Source organism: Humibacter ginsengiterrae (genome assembly GCF_054780115.1).
Window position 1 is genome coordinate 1 of the sequence record NZ_BAAGWY010000019.1, and the last position, 16,922, is coordinate 16,922.

General features: G+C 66.3%; 18 protein-coding genes. 9 read left to right on the forward strand and 9 right to left on the reverse strand.

Going from position 1 to position 16,922, the window contains the following annotated elements; genetic code table 11:
• Positions 1-310 precede the first annotated feature (310 nt).
• Positions 311-1,009, forward strand: a complete 699-nt coding sequence (locus tag ACYVII_RS17260; RefSeq protein ID WP_460537408.1) for a TetR/AcrR family transcriptional regulator — start codon at positions 311-313, stop codon at positions 1,007-1,009.
• Positions 1,006-1,971 carry an aldo/keto reductase gene (locus tag ACYVII_RS17265; RefSeq protein ID WP_460537410.1) on the forward strand — a complete coding sequence of 322 codons (966 nt, stop codon included), beginning with the start codon at positions 1,006-1,008 and terminating at the stop codon, positions 1,969-1,971. Before ACYVII_RS17260 ends, ACYVII_RS17265 begins: the two co-directional genes overlap by 4 nt.
• Before the next feature lie 51 nt (positions 1,972-2,022).
• Here ACYVII_RS17265 and ACYVII_RS17270 read toward each other — a convergent pair whose 3' ends face one another.
• The 5 genes from ACYVII_RS17270 to ACYVII_RS17290 all read right to left on the reverse strand — a co-directional run bounded on the left by ACYVII_RS17270 (position 2,023) and on the right by ACYVII_RS17290 (position 4,392).
• Entirely contained in the window at positions 2,023-2,349 is a 327-nt protein-coding gene (locus tag ACYVII_RS17270) for a transcriptional regulator (RefSeq protein WP_460537412.1), read from the reverse strand.
• Positions 2,342-2,785 carry a hypothetical protein gene (locus ACYVII_RS17275; RefSeq protein WP_460537414.1) on the reverse strand — a complete coding sequence of 148 codons (444 nt, stop codon included), beginning with the start codon at positions 2,783-2,785 and terminating at the stop codon, positions 2,342-2,344. Before ACYVII_RS17275 ends, ACYVII_RS17270 begins: the two co-directional genes overlap by 8 nt.
• 285 nt (positions 2,786-3,070) lie before the next feature.
• Positions 3,071-3,592 (reverse strand): P-loop nucleotide/nucleoside kinase family protein, encoded by a 522-nt coding sequence (locus ACYVII_RS17280; RefSeq protein WP_460537416.1) that lies wholly within the window; start codon positions 3,590-3,592, stop codon positions 3,071-3,073.
• A 65-nt stretch (positions 3,593-3,657) separates the two neighbouring features.
• Positions 3,658-3,792, reverse strand: coding sequence for a hypothetical protein (locus ACYVII_RS17285; protein ID WP_460537418.1), 135 nt, complete (start codon positions 3,790-3,792; stop codon positions 3,658-3,660).
• 120 nt (positions 3,793-3,912) lie between these two features.
• Positions 3,913-4,392 (reverse strand): TetR/AcrR family transcriptional regulator, encoded by a 480-nt coding sequence (locus ACYVII_RS17290; protein ID WP_460537420.1) that lies wholly within the window; start codon positions 4,390-4,392, stop codon positions 3,913-3,915.
• Here ACYVII_RS17290 and ACYVII_RS17295 point away from each other — a divergent pair.
• The gene (locus tag ACYVII_RS17295) at positions 4,391-4,870 is read left to right on the forward strand and encodes an antibiotic biosynthesis monooxygenase family protein (RefSeq protein ID WP_460537422.1); all 480 of its coding nucleotides are present in this window, start codon (positions 4,391-4,393) and stop codon (positions 4,868-4,870) included. The genes ACYVII_RS17290 and ACYVII_RS17295 overlap by 2 nt on opposite strands.
• Positions 4,871-4,911: 41 nt before the next feature.
• Here ACYVII_RS17295 and ACYVII_RS17300 read toward each other — a convergent pair whose 3' ends face one another.
• Both ACYVII_RS17300 and ACYVII_RS17305 read right to left on the reverse strand, forming a co-directional pair.
• Positions 4,912-5,676 carry an SDR family NAD(P)-dependent oxidoreductase gene (locus ACYVII_RS17300; RefSeq protein ID WP_460537423.1) on the reverse strand — a complete coding sequence of 255 codons (765 nt, stop codon included), beginning with the start codon at positions 5,674-5,676 and terminating at the stop codon, positions 4,912-4,914.
• A 72-nt stretch (positions 5,677-5,748) separates the two neighbouring features.
• Positions 5,749-6,507, reverse strand: a complete 759-nt coding sequence (locus ACYVII_RS17305; protein ID WP_460537425.1) for an SDR family NAD(P)-dependent oxidoreductase — start codon at positions 6,505-6,507, stop codon at positions 5,749-5,751.
• A 181-nt stretch (positions 6,508-6,688) separates the two neighbouring features.
• On the opposite strand from ACYVII_RS17305, the gene ACYVII_RS17310 reads away from it, so the two are divergent.
• Positions 6,689-7,543 carry a helix-turn-helix transcriptional regulator gene (locus ACYVII_RS17310; RefSeq protein ID WP_460537427.1) on the forward strand — a complete coding sequence of 285 codons (855 nt, stop codon included), beginning with the start codon at positions 6,689-6,691 and terminating at the stop codon, positions 7,541-7,543.
• Positions 7,544-7,617: 74 nt separating this feature from the next.
• Positions 7,618-8,835: a serine/threonine-protein kinase gene (locus tag ACYVII_RS17315; RefSeq protein ID WP_460537429.1), complete on the forward strand. Its 1,218-nt coding sequence runs from the start codon at positions 7,618-7,620 to the stop codon at positions 8,833-8,835.
• A gap of 72 nt (positions 8,836-8,907) precedes the next feature.
• On the opposite strand, the gene ACYVII_RS17320 is transcribed toward ACYVII_RS17315, so the two are convergent.
• On the reverse strand, positions 8,908-10,023 hold the full coding sequence (locus ACYVII_RS17320; protein ID WP_460537431.1) for an NAD(P)-binding domain-containing protein: 1,116 nt from the start codon (positions 10,021-10,023) through the stop codon (positions 8,908-8,910).
• A gap of 48 nt (positions 10,024-10,071) precedes the next feature.
• Entirely contained in the window at positions 10,072-12,498 is a 2,427-nt protein-coding gene (locus tag ACYVII_RS17325) for a LamG-like jellyroll fold domain-containing protein (protein ID WP_460537433.1), read from the reverse strand.
• Positions 12,499-12,744: 246 nt separating this feature from the next.
• Between ACYVII_RS17325 and ACYVII_RS17330 the strand changes: the two genes are divergently transcribed.
• The 4 genes from ACYVII_RS17330 to ACYVII_RS17345 all read left to right on the forward strand — a co-directional run bounded on the left by ACYVII_RS17330 (position 12,745) and on the right by ACYVII_RS17345 (position 16,919).
• Positions 12,745-13,755 (forward strand): LacI family DNA-binding transcriptional regulator, encoded by a 1,011-nt coding sequence (locus tag ACYVII_RS17330; protein WP_460537435.1) that lies wholly within the window; start codon positions 12,745-12,747, stop codon positions 13,753-13,755.
• Between the two features lie 68 nt (positions 13,756-13,823).
• Positions 13,824-15,074, forward strand: coding sequence for a sugar ABC transporter substrate-binding protein (locus ACYVII_RS17335; protein ID WP_460537437.1), 1,251 nt, complete (start codon positions 13,824-13,826; stop codon positions 15,072-15,074).
• Positions 15,075-15,105: 31 nt separating this feature from the next.
• On the forward strand, positions 15,106-16,104 hold the full coding sequence (locus ACYVII_RS17340; RefSeq protein WP_460537439.1) for a carbohydrate ABC transporter permease: 999 nt from the start codon (positions 15,106-15,108) through the stop codon (positions 16,102-16,104).
• Entirely contained in the window at positions 16,101-16,919 is an 819-nt protein-coding gene (locus tag ACYVII_RS17345) for a carbohydrate ABC transporter permease (protein WP_460537441.1), read from the forward strand. The genes ACYVII_RS17340 and ACYVII_RS17345 overlap by 4 nt, the downstream gene beginning before the upstream one ends.
• Positions 16,920-16,922 lie beyond the last annotated feature (3 nt).

The window sequence follows — 16,922 nt, forward strand, 5'->3', positions numbered from 1 at the left end:
TATCGGTCATCGTGGGATCTCGCTTTGCTTCTTGCCGGAAACAACTGGTCATCCCACGATGGCCCTCCTACGTCAACGACGACGAGAACCCCGCGGGAAGTGACACCACGCTACGAGACGCACCCTCAAGCCCCGCGCCCGCTACTCACCTAGGGGTCTTACGTGCATCGGAGGATTTAGCCCACGCCCACGTGGAGGCGACACGCGGTCGATGCTCGGTGGGTCCGGCTTGCGAGCAAGACGGCGGAGTATCCGCAGGAGATCTATATCCACGGTAGCTTCTGCTTGCCCAATTATGTATCGTCGGTACATGACCTCCGGACGAACACGGCTTCTCGACGCTGCGACCCACCTACTCTCTATCCGGCCTGCGGAGGTGCCCAGCACGCGTGAACTGTACGAAGCGGCCGATGTGGCGGCTCCGACGCTGTACCACCACTTCGGGACGAAGGAGGGTCTTCTCGACGTGGTCGTGGAGCAGGCGTTCGCCGAGTACCTGCACCGCAAGGAGGCCATGCTCCGCACTGGTGAGCTCGTTGCGGACTTCCGCGCCGGTTGGGATCTGCACGTCGAGTTCGGTATCGCCAACCCGGCTCTGTATGCCCTCATGTATGCGCCCGGCCGGTGCAGCGCCGCAGCGGAGACCGCCGACCAGCACCTGCAGGCCGCTCTGACTCGCATGCACGACGCGGGGTTGTTGCGTATCGACGTCGCCACGGCAGCGTCGGTGACGACCGCGACAGCGATCGGATGCGTTACACAGATGAATCGGCAGCACCGGCCCATCACAGATCCGGCCGTGAAGGCAATCCGTGACGCCTTGATCGAACAGCTCACAGGGCAGCCGCCGACGAAGATTCCGCCGGAGCGGGCCGCCCGCGCGCTGCTTCGGGATCTTCCGAATCGCGCCCCGCAGTTCACCCCCGCAGAAACGGCGCTCCTCGCGCAATGGCTTCGCGGCATCGCCGACGAAGCCGCAAAGGCGCCAACGGAAGCACCCAGACCATGACCGGCACGGCCGAGCACTTTGGGTTCGATCCGACCCTGAGCCTCGGGAACGTGACCGTGTCGCGCCTCGGGTACGGCGCCATGCAGCTGACCGGGCCCCGCGTCATCGGCCTGCCTGCCGATCCGAACACCGCGATCGCGCTGCTGCGGTACGCCGTCGAGCACGGGGTGCGATTCTTCGACACAGCCAATGCGTACGGACCTCGCACGGTGAACCAACTCATCGGCGCCGCGCTGGCCCCGTTCGGCGACGATGTCCTCATCGGCAACAAAGTCGGCGCGACACGGGGCCCGCACGGTGAATGGGTCACCGACAGTCGGCCAGAGACCATCCGCGCCCAGGTCGAGGACGCCCTCCTCGACCTCCGCGCCGAGCGGAGCGACCTGACCTACCTGCGGCTCTGGGGCGACAGCGAGGGACGTGCCGGGTCTATCGGCGGTGAGGTGTCGCTCGAAGACAGCCTCGGCGTTCTCGTCGACCTTCACCAGGAGGGCAAGATCGACCGCATCGGGATCTCGGGCGCGACATCTCCACTGCTCGCCCAGGCACAGCAGGTCGCGCCGATCGCTGCCGTGCAGAACCGGTACAACCTCATCGATCGCTCAGGGGTCGAAGTCCTCGAGGCCTGCGAACGCAACGGCATTGCGTTCGTCCCGTACTACCCGCTCGCCACGGGCGTTATCGGAGAGCTCGACGCTCTCAGTCGACCAGCCCACCGACTCGACGTCCCCGAGACGAGGATCGCGCTCGCGTGGCTGCTGCGCCGCTCCCCGGTCATCGTGCCGATCCCGGGCACCACGTCCATCGCCCACCTCGGCGACAACCTCAAAGCCGCCGACGTCGCCGCAGAGCTCACCGATGACGAAGTCCACGACCTGACCGCCCTCGAGGACGAAGCCACGGCAGCACTGACCCGGATGCCCGCCCGGATGCTCGACGCCCTCCGCCGCCCGCGGGCCTGACCGATCTGACTCGGCTTCCCGCACGTGGGCGGCAGCTTCACGGCGCGGCTCTTATGGCTTGGTGAGGTGCTGTTCGCCGTTGGCCACGCCCTCTTCCGCGATGTGGCGAAGTCGGGCAACGTGCCCTGTCAGTGCGTCGCGGCCTTCGGGAGTGAGCGCGAGCGTGGTTTTGGGGTATCGGCCGGAGGCGACCTTGCGTACCTCGACGTAGCCGACGGAGGTGAGGGTTGTCACTTGTTTCGAGAGATTGGATGCGCTCATCTGGCAGTAGGCCTGAACGGCGGCGAAATCGGCCGTGTCGCATCCGGCGAGATAGGCGGCGATGCGCAGTCGAACGGGTGAGCTGAGGGTGGTGTCGAGACCGGCGGTGTCATCCATGGGGCAATCCAGCGGGGGCGCCGAATCGGGTGCGCAGGGTGAGGAACCAGGTCACGGCGGCCACGACTCCGAGACCGACGTAGATCACGCCGAGGGTCGGGGTGGCCGTCAGCCCGATCACCAAGAGGGCGACGGTGCAGATGGTCAAGACCACATTGTCGCGTCTGACCTGACCCCGGTAGCCGTGCAGCCCCGACCGATGGCGAATCACGGTGGGGATCGCGCCCGCGATCAGCAGCAGGGCAATGGCCAGCGCGAGGAATCCCGCGCGAGGCAAGCCCTGGAAAGGCTGTCCGAGGAGGGCGATACCCGTCCCTGCTGCCACGGCGCTCACGAGAGCGGCAGGCAACGGGAGGGGAGGTCGGCTGGAGGCGCGGTAGGCGGCGAGGGCATCGTCAGCCTGGCCGGCCGCCTCGCTGGGATCGTTCTCGTCCATGCAGGACAAACTAGCATCTAGTTGCCAAGATGGAAAGTAGATGCGGCGATGCGTCATCGGTCGAATGAGGAAGAGCAATTCTCGTTCAGGGTGATTCCGGCGATCTTCGACAGGAACCGACCGGCTTGTTCGTCGAATGTTGGCCGCGGAAGTTCGGGCTCGTTGATTTCGGAGAAAGCATCCACGTGAAGGTCACGCAGCCCGCGTCGCCGGTGCGCCGCCCGGCTGTGTTCGATGCCGTGTTCTACGTCTCGTCGAGCGCGAAGGGGCAGTTGAGAGGATCCTTCAGGGAGCGCGTTGGCGGATACTCCTGGTGATCTCCGCGACGGTCTCCGGGTTCATGGTGTCGTCCGCGTCGACAATCAGAGGGTTCTCGTCTGTCGGGGCCTCGAAGCTGGCCACGTGCGCCGCTATCACGTCATCCGTTACATCGTGGCGACCCGCGGCAACGCGATTAGCGAGAAGCCGTTCCCGTTGCCGTTCCGTGTCGATCTGGACCCAGACAATCGAGAAACTCGTGGCGGACTCTGCCGCGACCTTCCTCCACCCATCTCGAATGAATCGTGGCGATCCCGTGTCATCCACGACGACAGCGCGCCCAGCTTCGAGAGCGCTGGTAGCGCGAGCCTGGGCGAGATCGTTCGTGCGCGCCCACTCTTCGAGCGGGATGCCCTGGCCACCATCGAGCCCTCGTTCGGCGTTGATAGCGTCCAAGCTGAGCAGGTCGGCGTCCAGGGCATCAGCTAACAGCCCAGCCAGGGTGCTCTTCCCCGAGAACGAAAGCCCACACATCAAGGTCAGCGACACCCTGTGACCCTATCCACTCGATAGCGCCCGCAAGAGGATCCGTTTGCAGGCACCCTAGTGCCGCGTCAAGCGGAGACGAGTCGTTCGACCACCACCTCGCCTGGTCCGCCGACTGCACGATCACCGTCCTCGAAGAGGCAGGCATCCTCGAGCTCACGCCGTAGCGCTTCGTCCGACGAGGTCGGCGTAGGTGGAGGCATCCGGATTCCGTGCGCGAAGACGAGAACGCGAGATGACCTCTCGGATTCCGCTGGTACCGAAGGTGATGCCCGCACCCGAAGGCGATCTTCGCCGGCGTCAAGCGCTGTTCGTTTCATCGATCATGATCGCGGTGGCACGCGTGCTCCGCCCAGGAAGACGGAGGTGACGGCGGCCGCCGTCTCTTCAATGCCTCGGTGTCCGCGTGCCGTTGCACCGAGCGCCCCTTTGATCAGGCCGGAGAACAGGTCGAGTAGAACGTCGGCGGGGAGATCGCCTCTCAACTCACCGTGGGCGATTCCGCGAGCGAAGAAAGCGCGCATCGGTGCTGTCACCCGGCTGTCGAAGTCGGGATGCGTCGTCCTGTACGTTGCGCTGTCGGCATTGAGCGCCACGAACTTGCTGCCCGTGGCAATGATGGCGCGGGAAAGGCGAGCCACGCCCTCTTCGAAGGGCACGGCATCCAGCTGGGCTTCCTCGATGCGCAACGCAAGCTCATCAACAGTCGCGGCTGCCATCGCGCTCAGCAGCCGCTCGCGATTCGGAAAGTAGCGGTAAAGAGTCGCCCGAGCGATCCCGGCCGACTTGGCGATCTCGTCCATGCTCGCGGCGTCGCCCCGCGCGGCGAGCATGTTCACAGCGGTGTCGATGATCGCGGCTTTCGTTCGGCCGCGCACGGTCTCGCTCTTGGTCACCATCACGGTCCTCGATCTAGTTGCGAGGAGAGTGTATCGGCAGTGGACGGAGGCGCATCAAAATGAGACGATCGTGTCTCATTACAGAGGAGTGACCATGTTCGCACGAGTGCAAACCATCCAAACGCCGGCCGAGAAGCTCGATGTGCTCGAGAAGCTCGCACGCGAGCAACTCGATGCCGCGCCGACGCTCTCGGGCTTCCGAGACTTCTACTTTCTGACCGATCGCGACAACGGAAAGGCTCTCGTCATCTCCTTCTGGGAGACCGAGGCCGATCTCCGGCGGTTGGAATCGAGCAATGCGTCGATCCGCGACCAGGTCAAGGCGGAAGCCCAGTTGGAGTCGCCGAGCTCCGAGGTTTTCGAGGTGGCCCTCAAGTCTTGACGAGAGGGTACGAGCGGCCGGGCGTACGGTGCGTTCGATGCCTAGAGGCGCATCCCCCCGGAAACCTCGATGCGTTCGCCGTTGACCCACGCCATGTCATCGGAGAGCAGCGCAGCCACGGCAGCCGCGATCTCCTCGGGTTCGGCAGGCCGGCCCAGCGCGGTGATCGCGCCCACTCGCGCACGGTACTCGGGGTCGTCACGGATGACGCCGCCGCTGAAGTCGGTAGCGGTAGCGCCGGGCGCGATGGAGTTCACGCGGATGCCGCGAGGGGCGAGCTCGGCGGCGAGGTAGCGGGTGAGCGGCTCGATCGCGCCTTTGCTCATGGCGTAGGCGGCCTTTCCGGGGAAGACGAAGCGGACCAGGCCGGAGGAGGTGTTGAGGATGCGGCCGCCATCGCGCAGCAGCGGCAGAAGCGCCTGCGTGGTGAAGAACAGCCCGCGCACGTTGACCGAAAGGAGCCGGTCGAACTCGTCGACGGTCGTGTCGGCGAAGGAGGCTGTGTGCCAGACACCGGCGTTGTTGATGAGGAAGTCGAGCTTGTCGGTTCCGCGTTCGGTGAGTTCGGCGTCGACTTGTTCGACGAAACCCGGCAGTTGCTCGAGCTGCGCGACGTCGAGTTGGAGCGCGGTGACCTTCGCCTCCTTCGTGCCAGCAGCCCGGATGACCTCGTCCGCCGACTCCCTGTCGGTGTTGTAGGTGAAGATCACCGAAACGCCGCGAGCTGCCAGCGCAAGAACGGTCTCGCGGCCGATGCCACGGCTTCCGCCGGTGATGAGCGCGAGTCGCGGTCTAGTGTCAGTCATTTCTCCATCCATTCGTATCGGATGCCCGGAATCCTGCGAGCCGCTCTCGCGGGCAGGCGGGGGCGCAGGTGTTCAGAGGCTTTGCCCGCCGGATGCCTCGATGCGTTGCCCGGTGATCCAGCCGGCGCTGGGCGCGGTGATGGTACGCACCGCGCCGCCGATGTCCTGCGGTTCGCCCACACGGCCGAAAGCCTGGTTGGACGTGATCATCGCCCGATATTGCTCGTCGTCGCGAATGATGCCGCCGGCGAAGTCCGTCGCCGTCGCTCCTGGCGCCAGTACGTTGACCGCGATGGCACGGGGACCGAGGATCTTCGCCGCATACTTCGTGTAGATCTCGATGGCGCCCTTCATCGACGCGTAGACCGAGTAGGCGGGATTGGCGACGTATCGGGTGAGGCCCGAGGAGGTGAACAGAATGCGGCCCCCGTCGCCGATCAGCGGAGCGAGTCGCTCCGTGAACAGGATGGGGCCTTTGACGTGGACCGAGTAGAGCGCGTCGATCGCGGCCGCATCCGTCTTGCCGAACGGCGTCACGCGATCGAAGCCGGCATTGTTGACGAGGATGTCGAAGCTTTCGCGGTCCCATTGGTCGTGCAGGAGCTCGCGTAGTCGTTCGCCGAACTCGGGGAAGCTTTCGTCGTCGGTGATGTCGAGGCGAAGGGCGACGGCGGTTCTGCCGCGTTCGGTCAGTTCCGCGACGACCGCTTCAGCCTCATGCGGGCTCGAGCGGTAGGTGATGATCAGATCCGTCCCGTCCTCGGCGAGGGCATAGGCGGACGCGCGGCCGATGCCGCGGTTTCCGCCAGTGATCAACGCGATTCGTGACATGCAGGTTCCTTTCGGACTCTCACGGGGGTGTCGACTCAGCTTGCCCGGAAACGGAGTTCGCGTGAATGCTCTGGACCGACCCCTCGATGCTCGCCCGACCTCGAATCGCATGAGTAGACCCTGCTGACAGTGGTACTCGCAGGGTCACGACCAGCCCGATCCGCGTGCCTAGCATGAAGCCGTGGAGTCGAAGCAGAACAACATGCTTGGCGACTACCTCCGTGCCCGGCGAGCACACGTGCGGCCCGAGCAGGTCGGGCTGCCGGGAGGCGCAAATCGGCGCGTGCCCGGGCTGCGCCGCGCGGAGGTGGCGCTCTTGGCGGGCATCAGCGTCGATTACTACCTACGCCTGGAGCAGGGCCGCGACCAGAACCCGTCCCGGCAGATCCTTCAGTCCCTCGCCCGCGTGTACGGGCTCGACGCCACCGGCACCGCTTATCTGCTCTCCCTCGCCACGCCTGCGACCAGCGGGCCGCGTCACCGCCCCAGGCGCGAGAGCGTTCCTGAGGGCATCGCCAAGCTCCTCGCATCCATCAACCTCCCGGCATTCGTCGAGGGCCGCTACTTCGACGTGCTGGCCGCCAACCCGCTCGCAACCGCGCTCTCACCCCGTCTGGTGCCCGGCGAGAACCGGCTCCGCGCAATGTTCCTCGACCCGGACGAGCGAGACCTGTTTCCCGATTGGGAAGACACGACGGCGCGGCTCGTCGCCGGTTTCCGACGCTCGGTCGGCTCCGACACCGACGACGCCAGATTCATCGAACTCGTCGGGGAGCTCTCACTCGCCAGCGACAGGTTCCGCACGTTGTGGGCGCAATCCGACGTGCAGCTCAGGCAGAACTGGCCGATCACTTTCAACCATCCGCTCGTCGGACCACTCACACTCAACCGCGAAAAGCTCATTGTCGGCGATTCCGTCCGGAGTCTCGTCCTGGCCATCCACCATGCCGACCCCGGCAGCGAAAGCGCCGAGAAGCTCATGCTCCTTGCCTCGTACAGCGCAGCGGGCACGGAGGATGCCCTGTACGAGCTCTGAGGTCCGGCCGACGACGATCCGCGACGACGTCCACCTCGTACCCGTATCGTGGAGAGCCGATCGGAAGGAGACGGATGCCTGAGCCAGACCCGGCCGAGCCGGTGCTGCTGGCAGGCCGCTACCGTCTCGGCGCAGCCTTGGGCAGAGGCGGCATGTCTACCGTCTACCGGGCGTGGGACGAGAAGCTCCGCCGGCCGGTCGCGGTCAAGGTGTTCAGTGCGGATGGCGCCATCGGCTCCGACCCGGAGCGCCGGCTGCGCGAGGCGCACGTGCTCGCCGCGGCGAGCCATCCGCACCTGGCCACGCTGTTCGACGCGGAATGGCCGGCAGGTCCGGACGACCGTCGGCCGGCGTTCCTCGTCATGGAGCTGATCGAGGGCGAGTCGCTGCGGCGGCGCATCGAACGCGAGGGTGCCGATCCTGATCTCGCGCGCCGCCTCGGCCGTGAGCTCGGTGCGGCGCTGGAGTATCTGCACCGTCGCGGCATCGTGCATCGCGACGTGAAGCCGGAGAACATCCTGATCGAGGATGCCGGCGGCTCTGTCAAGCTCGTCGATTTCGGTATCGCGCAGCTCATCGGATCCGAGAAGCTCACGACCGCGGGCCTGGTGCTCGGGACGGCCGGGTACCTCAGCCCGGAGCAGGTGTCGGGCAGCGAGGTAGGCCCGGCGACCGACGTGTACTCGCTCGGCCTCGTGGTACTGGAGTGCCTGACCGGGCATCGCGAGTTTCCCGGTCCTGCCGTGGAGTCGAGCGTCGCCAGGCTGGCGAGGGATCCCGTGCTGCCGGCCGGCCTCTCGGCGGACTGGGGCGCGCTGCTCCGTTCGATGACGGCCCGGGACCCGGGCGAGCGTCCGGCGGCCGCGCGTCTGGCTGCATCCTTCGACGCGCTGGGACCCCCAGGGGAGCTCTCCTCGAGAGGAGACGGCGGGCCGACCGCGATTCTGACGGCTGCGCCCACCTTGCTGCTGCCCTCCTCGTCGGACGCGCCCACCATTCGCCTGGGGCCCGAAGACTGCGTCGAGGAGGCGCCTCCGGCCGTCGCACCGTCGCGCAGGAGGCCCATCGCCGTCGCCATCGCGGTCGTCATCGCTGCTGTTGTCCTCGCGGGCGCGGTCCTCGCGTGGTCCTTCTTAAGCGCCGGACAGCATCCGGCGACACCCGCGCACACTCCTGCGCCCACGGTCGTCGTCACCGTGAGCCCGACGCCCACTCCGCCGGTGGTTCCGGGCCCTGGCAAGCCGAAGGGGAATCACGGAAACGGAAACGGCAAGAAGAAGGGTCACGGCTGAACCGTCGCGAGGCGGAGCTGGCTCAGCGCGGCAAGACGTCTGCACGCGGCGAAAGGTCGCGGGCAGGGGTGATCACGGGAGACTGGCGGCAGGCTCGACCGCAAGGTGTTTCGCGAGCACGCGGACGGCATCCCGCCCCGCACGATTCGCGCCCACGGTCGACTGCGAGGGGCCGAAGCCGATGAGATGGATGCGCGGATCCGTCGCGACCTGAGTGCCGAGCATCCGGATGCCGCCCAGCTCATTGCGCAGCTGCAGCGGCGAAAGATGATCGAGGGATGCCTTGAAGCCGGTCGCCCACAGGATGACGTCGAGGCTCGTGAAGGTGCCGTCGGCTTCGCGTACCCCGTGGGGCTCGATACGCGTGAACATGGGTCGGCGCACGAGCACACCGCGGTCTCGCGCCGCGACAGCGTAAGGCGTCCAGCCGAGGCCGGTGTAGGAGACGACGGACCCGGTCGGGCGGCCGGCTTCGACGTCGGCGACCACCTTGGCGATGGTCGCGCGGCCCGTGGTCTCCGGCTCGAAGTGCCCCTCGATGAACGTCGGCTCACGCCGGGTGTACCAGAAGACCGTGGCGACGCGTGAGATCTCCTCGAGCTGCTGGATCGCCGAGATGCCGCCGCCGACGACCGCGACACGCTGCCCCGCGAACTCCTCCAGTGCGACGTAGTCGCGGGTGTGCAGCTGTCGGCGGCGGAACGTCTCCTGGCCGGGATAGTGGGGGAGCACCGGGTTGTCCCAGGTGCCGGTCGCATTGATGACGGCGCGGGCTATCCACCCACCGCGGTCCGTGCTGACGATGAGGTCGCCATCCGGATCGTCGTCGGCGCGCCGCACCGACGAGACGGCCACCGGCCTCAGGATCGCGAGGTCGTGTTCCCGTTCGAAGCCGGCGAAGTATCGCGGAACGGCGACACGGCTCTCCTCTTGAGGATCCAAGGCGGGCGACGGATAACCGGGCAGAGCGAAGATCCCGTTGAGGGTGGCGACCTTCAACGACCGCCAGCGGTGCTGCCACGCTCCGCCGGGCGCGGGATTCGCATCCAGCACGACGTACGTCCGCTCGAGGCGGGGGTTCTCCAACGCGCTGGAGAACCCCCGCCTCGTCAGGTGGTACGCGGCCGACAGCCCGGCCTGACCGGCGCCGATGACGACGACGGTCGCCCGGCGGAGCAAGTCGTTCACACCTTGCTGAACCAGCGGATGCCGGTGGTTCTTCCCCGGCCGGCTCGGTTATCCGGAGATCCTCGTCAGCGTCCAGAGCTGGTCGGGCGACTCCACGTTCGAGCCGGTCGAGACCGGGTTCGACACGATGGTGGCGTTACGGCCGTTGCCCGATGAGTCGTCCGCGGTGGCTCCGCCTGTCTCGTCGAACGCATAGTGCACAACATCCCCGGCTCCGGCCTGTCCGCCGGCCAGTGCCGCCACGTCGGACGCCGTGAGCGCCCGGTCGTAGATGTTGAAGTCATCCACGGCCGCGTTCAGATAGGGATCGTTGTATTCGGAACGTCCGATCCAGTCCTGAGTGGTGGCACCTAGCTGGCTCGGGTGCACGGTCATGGCCGTGTTCGTGCCGACGGCGGTGCCGTTCACGTACAGCGTTCCGGTCGTGCCCGACACCGTCACGGTGAGCAGCGACCACGTGTTCAGCGGCAACTGTGACGTGCCGTTGATCACCTGCTCACCTCCCGCACCGCTCGTGGTGATCGCGAATCGAGGGGCCGAACCGGCGTTCGCGGTGAGGAAGGCGTAGTCCGTTGTTCCTGTGCCGATGTCGAAGACGCGCGACCACTGGGTGTCTGCCGACGGGTTCACCCACGCCGAGATCGTGTAGTCGCCGGAGAGCCCGCTCAGGATGCCGTTCGGCATGCTGACGTATTCGCCGTTGCCGCACAGGGTGACCGCGCCGCCGATCTTGCCCGGGGTGCGGGGACCGGTAGCCGAGCACGCGGAGGTGAGCTGGCCATCCGCCCACTGGATCACCGCGGCGCCCGAGTTCGTGCTCCGCCCCACCACACCGAGCACGAGGCCGCTGTCATAGTTGGCGATCTTGTCGTGCCCAGCCCCGTCTGGGATGAGTTGCCAGAGCTGACCGGATGCCGACGACGGCTTCTGCAGGACTGCCCCGGACCCCGGATCCGTGCCGTCGATGCCGAGCCGCAGACTGCTCGCCTGGTTCGTGATGGTGTACAGGCCGTTCAGCGCTGGCGAGATCGTCCAGCGCTGGGAGGCGGACTCGTTCGCATCCGCCTGCACGACGGCATCCGATCCCGAGGTTGCGGAAGGTGCGAGTGCGAGCGAGCTGTTCGCGTTGGTCACGCTGTACGTGCCGGAGATCCCGCTCGCCTTCGTCGACTTCGAGACGACGAGGTGATACCCATAGCTGGCGTTCATCGCGACCGGGACCGTGATCGAGCCATCGTCGGAGACACGGTAGGTGGTGTCCGAGATTGCGATGGGACCGGCCACGGCCGTGGTGCGTCCCTTCGACGGGGTGTACTCGAGCTTCACGTCGACGTTGCGACCTAGGTGCAGCGACTTCAGCCCGGTCACCTTGACCGCTGTCGATCCGGAGCCGCCGCCGAAGATGACGTCCAGGCTCTTCTTGTCGGGCGAGACGGATGCCGCGCCATCCAGCCCGCTGTTCGCCGGCGGCGTCGTGACGACCATGTTCCCGGTCATCGCGCCGTACCACGTGTAGAGCCAGTAGGCGCCGTTCGGCGATCCTCCGGTGTCGGTGAGGAGGTCGCCGAGGGTTCCGTAGTGGTTCCAGAACGCGAGCTCCGCGTTGTTCACGCCGTAACGCTCGAACTTCGCGATGTAGCCGACCAGGGCACCGGGTACGCCGACCTCCGACGGGGTCGCGTACTCCTCGATGGCGATCGGCCGGGGCGTGATGCCCAGGCTCTTCTCGATCGAGGTGACGGTCTGGATGTCACCGGCGATCTTGCTCGAGCTCTCCAGCTCGTGCCAGGCGATGATGTCGGGCACGGTGTCGGTGGCGACAGCGTTCTCGAGAAAGCTCTTCATTCCCGAGATGTTGTCCGAGTAGCTCGGTCCCTGGATCGGAATCGTGGGATCGAGCGACTTGATCTCACGCACCGTTCGGGTCCAGAAGTCGTTGAACGGCCCGGCCGCGGCGGCGTTCCACGTCCAGTCGGGCTCGTTCCACGGCGCCAGCGCCGAGATGTTCGTGGCTCCGGATGCCTGCACCGCCTTCACCTGCGTGTCGACGGCGTTCAGCCAGTCCGGCCAGCTCACCCAGCGATACGGGAAGTTCGGATACCAGTCCGACATGCGCACGACGACCTTCGCGCCGGCTTTCGCCGCCTCGGGTGCCACCTTGAGCGCGTCGCCGGCGGGGGAGGGCTCCCCGTTCGGCAGCTGCGATCCGCCGGGGGCCATCTGCACGAACGTGTTCGGATGCAGCGGCTCGACAAGGGAGTCGGCCGGCGTTGTCGCTGTCGCCAGCCCGTAAAGCGAGCCGGAGGCCACGTGAGTCACGGGTCGCAACGTCTGATCGGCGCTGACGACCAGCGTGCTCGCTGCCGTGGGCTCGGCGGATGCGCAGGGCGACGTCGCGAGCGCGGCTGCGGCCAGCGCGACCGCTACGCCGACGGCGGCAACGCTGCCCGGCAATCGATGGGAGGTGCGAATCATTTCCTGCTCCTGCTCTGGAGAGAACTGGCACTCGGTATTCCGTGCGGCGCCGAGCACGACGGTAACGCTCGCTCATCGTGCGCGTCAAGGGCCTACGCAAGCGCATCGATGAATCGATGATGAGCACCGCCAGCGCTGCGAATGCTGCAATCCCCGCTGAAATCAAGGGAATACAGCAGGCGAGTTGCGGCCGTACGTAGACGTGTTTACACTCGCATCGACGCGCTTCGACGATGAGGAGAAACGATGACCACGATGGCAGACGTCGCCCGCCATGCGGGTGTTTCGGCCAGCACCGTGTCGTACGCGATCTCCGGAAAGCGACCGATCGCGCAGGAGACGCGCGACCGGATCGAGAAGGCGATCGCCGACCTCGGCTTCGCCCCGAACGCGGGAGCCCGCGCACTCGCGTCATCGCAGACGCACGTGCTCGGCCTCTTCGTGCAGTTCCTCCCCGACGAGTTCTCGCCGGCCATGCTGCAGTACGTTCTGCCGATCTCGGATGCCGCCCGTGCCGCGGGCTACGACATTCTGATGGTCACGGAGGCCGACGGCGCCCATGCCTTACAGCGCATCGCATCCTCGAACATGATCGACGGCGTCATGCTGCTCAACGTCGCGCATGACGACGACCGCCTCCCGGTGCTGCGCAAGATCCGCCAGCCGGGCGCCATGGTCGGACTACCGCGCACAACCGAGGGCTTCGACGTCTACGACCTCGACTTCGCGGAATCGGGCCGAGTGCTCGTCGACCACCTCGCGGCCCTCGGGCACCGCGAGGTCGTGATGATCACGCCGAACGAGCACGTGTACGAGCGCGGCGGGGCGTATGCCTGGCGCTTCCGCGACGCGGCACTCGAGCGGGCGTCGCGACACGGCATCCGCGTGTTCTCCTATCCGGGCGAGACGCAGCAGCCGGGCGTGAACGAGCAGCTGACCCACATTCTCGACGAGCGCCCGGAGGCGACCGCGTTCATCGTGCACAACGACGCGATGATCGCCGCGCTGCCCTCCGTGCTGCACACGCGGGGCATCCGCGTGCCCGACGACCTCTCCGTCGTCGGCATCTACTCCGAAGACTTCGGGCGGCTGTTCTCCCTGCCGTACACGGCCGTGGAATCGTCGCCCGACAAGCTGGGCCGCGCAGCGGTCCAAACCCTGATCGAACGACTTCAGGATCCCGACTTCTCCGGTGACCACGTTCTCGAACTGGTCGCGCCGGAGATCACCGACCGGGGCAGCACTCGAGCTGTCTGACGGTCACGATGGCGTGCGCACGGATCAAACGCCGCTCACCACAGATCACATTTCAGAGAGGAAATACCGTGGACAAGACCCGAAAGGTCCGTGCCATCGCGGCGGCCGTCGTCGCGGCCGGAATCACGGCGGGCGCGCTCGCCGGATGCAGCAGCTCCGGTTCAGGATCCGGCAGCTCGGCAGGCGGAACCTACACGTTCTGGGACCCGTACCCGCAGTACAACGCGTCGTCGGACTGGGCGAAGGTCATCGACAAGTGCGGCAGCGACGCGGGCGTGAAGATCAAGCGCACCGCGTACGACACGAGTGACCTGACCAACAAGGCTCTTCTGGCGGGACAGCAGAAGAACTCGCCGGACGTGCTCCTCGTCGACAACCCGGTGGTCTCGACGTTGGCGGATGCCGGCATCCTGACCACGACCACCGACAACGGACTGTCGACCAGCGGCATCGCGCAGAACATCCTCGGCGCCGGTGTGATCGACGGCAAGACCTACGGCGTTCCGATCGGAGCCAATACGCTCGCGCTGTACTACAACCCCAAGGTGCTCGCGGCAGCGGGCGTGGACATCAACAGCGTGACGGACTGGGACACGCTGACCGCCGCACTCCAGAAGGTGGTGGCATCCGGACACAAGGGCATCACGTTCTCGGCGATCGGCACCGAGGAGGGCTCGTTCCAGTTCCTGCCATGGTTCTGGGGTGCGGGCGCGAACCTGAAGAAGCTCGACTCGTCGCAGGGAGTTGCCGCGCTGCAGCTCTGGACCGACTGGGTGAAGCAGGGTCTGGCACCGAACTCCGTGATCAACGACACGCAGACGACGAGCTGGCAGGAGTTCCAGACCGGCGACTTCGGCTTCTCCGAGAACGGCACCTGGCAGAAGGCCAGCGCCGCGCAGGCGGGCTACAAGGTGGTTCCGCTTCCAGGGAAGACGGCCGGAACGGCGGCTCCAGCGCCCACCGGCGGTGAGTTCTTCACGATTCCCGTGCAGAAGGACTCGTCGCGGTACAAGACGTCGGCGAAGATCGTCTCCTGCCTCACCAGTTCGACGAACGTCGTGAACACGGTCAACACGCTGAACTACATCGGCGCGACGAAGACGGTGCAGCAGAAGCAGCTGGCCGCGGACCCGAGCCTCAAGCCGTGGGTGGACGCGGTGCAGACGGCGAAGGCCAGGACCGGCGACAACCTCGGCACGAACTACCCGATCATCTCGCAGCAGATGTGGGGAGCCGTGCAGAACGCCCTCTCCGGTTCGCAGACGCCGAGTGACGCCATGAAGGCCGCGCAGACCGCGGCGGCGTCCAAGACGAAGTGATCGCGGGCCCGGAAGACAAGAGATGCCAGTGATGCAGATGTCACCCGAGACAGCTGCACCCCCGACCGCGCGGGGAACGGCCGATAAGGCCGCTCCCCGCCCGAGCGGCGGGCAGCAAATCGACCGCCGCTCGAGCCGGGCGAAGGAGAAGAGGCGGGCGCAGCTGATCGCGTGGGCGTTCCTCGCGCCGGTGGTCGTCTACCTGCTCGTCTTCTACGCGTTCCCGCTCCTGCGGAACCTCGACATGAGCTTGCGCGACTACTCGGTGCGCACGTTCGTCGACGGCAGCGCGCCGTGGGTGTGGTTCAACAACTACGTCGCGGTGATCACGAGTCCCACCTTCGGGCCGGCGCTTCTGAACACGGCCGTTTTCACGCTCGTCTCGATCGTCTTCCAGTTCTCCATCGGGCTGGCGTTGGCCGTCTTCTTCTACCGCAGCTTCAGGCTGTCGGGAGTGCTGCGCGCGCTTTTCCTGGTGCCCTGGCTGCTGCCGCTGCTGGTGTCGGCATCCACCTGGTCATGGATGCTCAACAGCGACTCCGGGGTCATCAACTCGTTCCTGAACGCCGTCGGCCTGCCGTCGGTGAACTGGCTGACATCGCCGCACTGGGCGCTCGTCGCCGTGCTCATCGCGAACATCTGGATCGGCATCCCGTTCAATCTCGTCATCATGTACAGCGGACTCCAGAACATTCCGGCGGATGTTTACGAAGCCGCATCGATCGATGGTGCCAACGGCTGGCAGCGCTTCTGGCGCATCACGTTCCCCCTGTTGCGCCCGGTGTCGGCGATCACGATCCTGCTCGGCCTCGTCTACACGCTCAAGGTGTTCGACATCATCTGGATCATGACGCGGGGCGGGCCGGGCAGCGCCTCCACGACCTTCGCGATCTGGGCCTACCAGCTCGGGTTCGGCTCGACCCTTCCCGACTTCTCTCCGGCGGCCGCTGTGGGCAACCTGCTCATCGTCATCGCTGTCGTGTTCGGGCTCATCTACATCCGCGTGCAGCGACGAATGGATATCTCATGAGCGTGCAGAAGTCCTGGTGGCGCATCCTGCTGGGCGTCGTGTTCACGGCACTCATGCTGTTCCCGGTCTACTGGATGATCAACGTCTCGTTGACCAAGACGCAGGACATGCGCAAGTCTCCACCGAACCTCTTACCCGTAGACCCGACCTTCGACGGGTACCGGCAGGTGTTCTCGGAGCAGTTCCCGTTCCTGGCGACCAGCCTCGTGATCGGCCTCGGCACGGTGGTGCTCACGGTGGCGCTCTCGGCGCCCGCCGCGTACTCGCTCGCCAAGCTGCGGCCGAAGGGCGGTGGCGCGCTCAGCTTCATCCTGCTCATCGCGCAGATGATCCCGGCCGTCGTCATGGCGATGGGCTTCTACGTCATCTACCTGAATCTCGGGCTGCTCGACACCATCCCCGGGCTGATCCTTGCCGACTCGACCATCGCCGTGCCGTTCGGAGTGCTCATCTTCACCGCATTCATGAGCGGCATCCCGAACGAGCTCCTCTCGGCCGCGAAGATCGACGGCGCCGGGCACTGGCGCACGTTCAGGTCCGTCGTCATGCCCGTGAGCCGCAACTCGATCGTCACCGTGTCGTTGTTCGCGTTCCTCTGGGCGTGGTCCGACTTCATCTTCGCCTCCACCGTCGACGGCGGTGGAGGGCTGCAGCCGATCACGATGGGCATCTACCGATACATCGGCAACAACAACCAGCAGTGGAACGCGATCATGGCGACCGCAGTCGTCGCATCCGTTCCCGCCGCGGTCCTCCTGATCGTGGCCCAACGTTACGTCGCCGCCGGGGTCACCGCCGGCGCAGTGAAGGACTGAACC

What these genes read in the sequence shown, in the direction of transcription:
- ACYVII_RS17270 (WP_460537412.1), bottom strand. Translation starts at nt 2,349, where the DNA reads ATGGATGACACCGCCGGTCTCGACACCACCCTCAGCTCACCCGTTCGA.
- ACYVII_RS17330 (WP_460537435.1), top strand. Translation starts at nt 12,745, where the DNA reads ATGACCACGATGGCAGACGTCGCCCGCCATGCGGGTGTTTCGGCCAGC.
- ACYVII_RS17260 (WP_460537408.1), top strand. Translation starts at nt 311, where the DNA reads ATGACCTCCGGACGAACACGGCTTCTCGACGCTGCGACCCACCTACTC.
- ACYVII_RS17305 (WP_460537425.1), bottom strand. Translation starts at nt 6,507, where the DNA reads ATGTCACGAATCGCGTTGATCACTGGCGGAAACCGCGGCATCGGCCGC.
- ACYVII_RS17295 (WP_460537422.1), top strand. Translation starts at nt 4,391, where the DNA reads ATGCTCGCGGCGTCGCCCCGCGCGGCGAGCATGTTCACAGCGGTGTCG.
- ACYVII_RS17275 (WP_460537414.1), bottom strand. Translation starts at nt 2,785, where the DNA reads ATGGACGAGAACGATCCCAGCGAGGCGGCCGGCCAGGCTGACGATGCC.
- ACYVII_RS17290 (WP_460537420.1), bottom strand. Translation starts at nt 4,392, where the DNA reads ATGGACGAGATCGCCAAGTCGGCCGGGATCGCTCGGGCGACTCTTTAC.
- ACYVII_RS17340 (WP_460537439.1), top strand. Translation starts at nt 15,106, where the DNA reads ATGCAGATGTCACCCGAGACAGCTGCACCCCCGACCGCGCGGGGAACG.
- ACYVII_RS17345 (WP_460537441.1), top strand. Translation starts at nt 16,101, where the DNA reads ATGAGCGTGCAGAAGTCCTGGTGGCGCATCCTGCTGGGCGTCGTGTTC.
- ACYVII_RS17265 (WP_460537410.1), top strand. Translation starts at nt 1,006, where the DNA reads ATGACCGGCACGGCCGAGCACTTTGGGTTCGATCCGACCCTGAGCCTC.
- ACYVII_RS17285 (WP_460537418.1), bottom strand. Translation starts at nt 3,792, where the DNA reads ATGCCTCCACCTACGCCGACCTCGTCGGACGAAGCGCTACGGCGTGAG.
- ACYVII_RS17325 (WP_460537433.1), bottom strand. Translation starts at nt 12,498, where the DNA reads ATGATTCGCACCTCCCATCGATTGCCGGGCAGCGTTGCCGCCGTCGGC.
- ACYVII_RS17315 (WP_460537429.1), top strand. Translation starts at nt 7,618, where the DNA reads ATGCCTGAGCCAGACCCGGCCGAGCCGGTGCTGCTGGCAGGCCGCTAC.
- ACYVII_RS17300 (WP_460537423.1), bottom strand. Translation starts at nt 5,676, where the DNA reads ATGACTGACACTAGACCGCGACTCGCGCTCATCACCGGCGGAAGCCGT.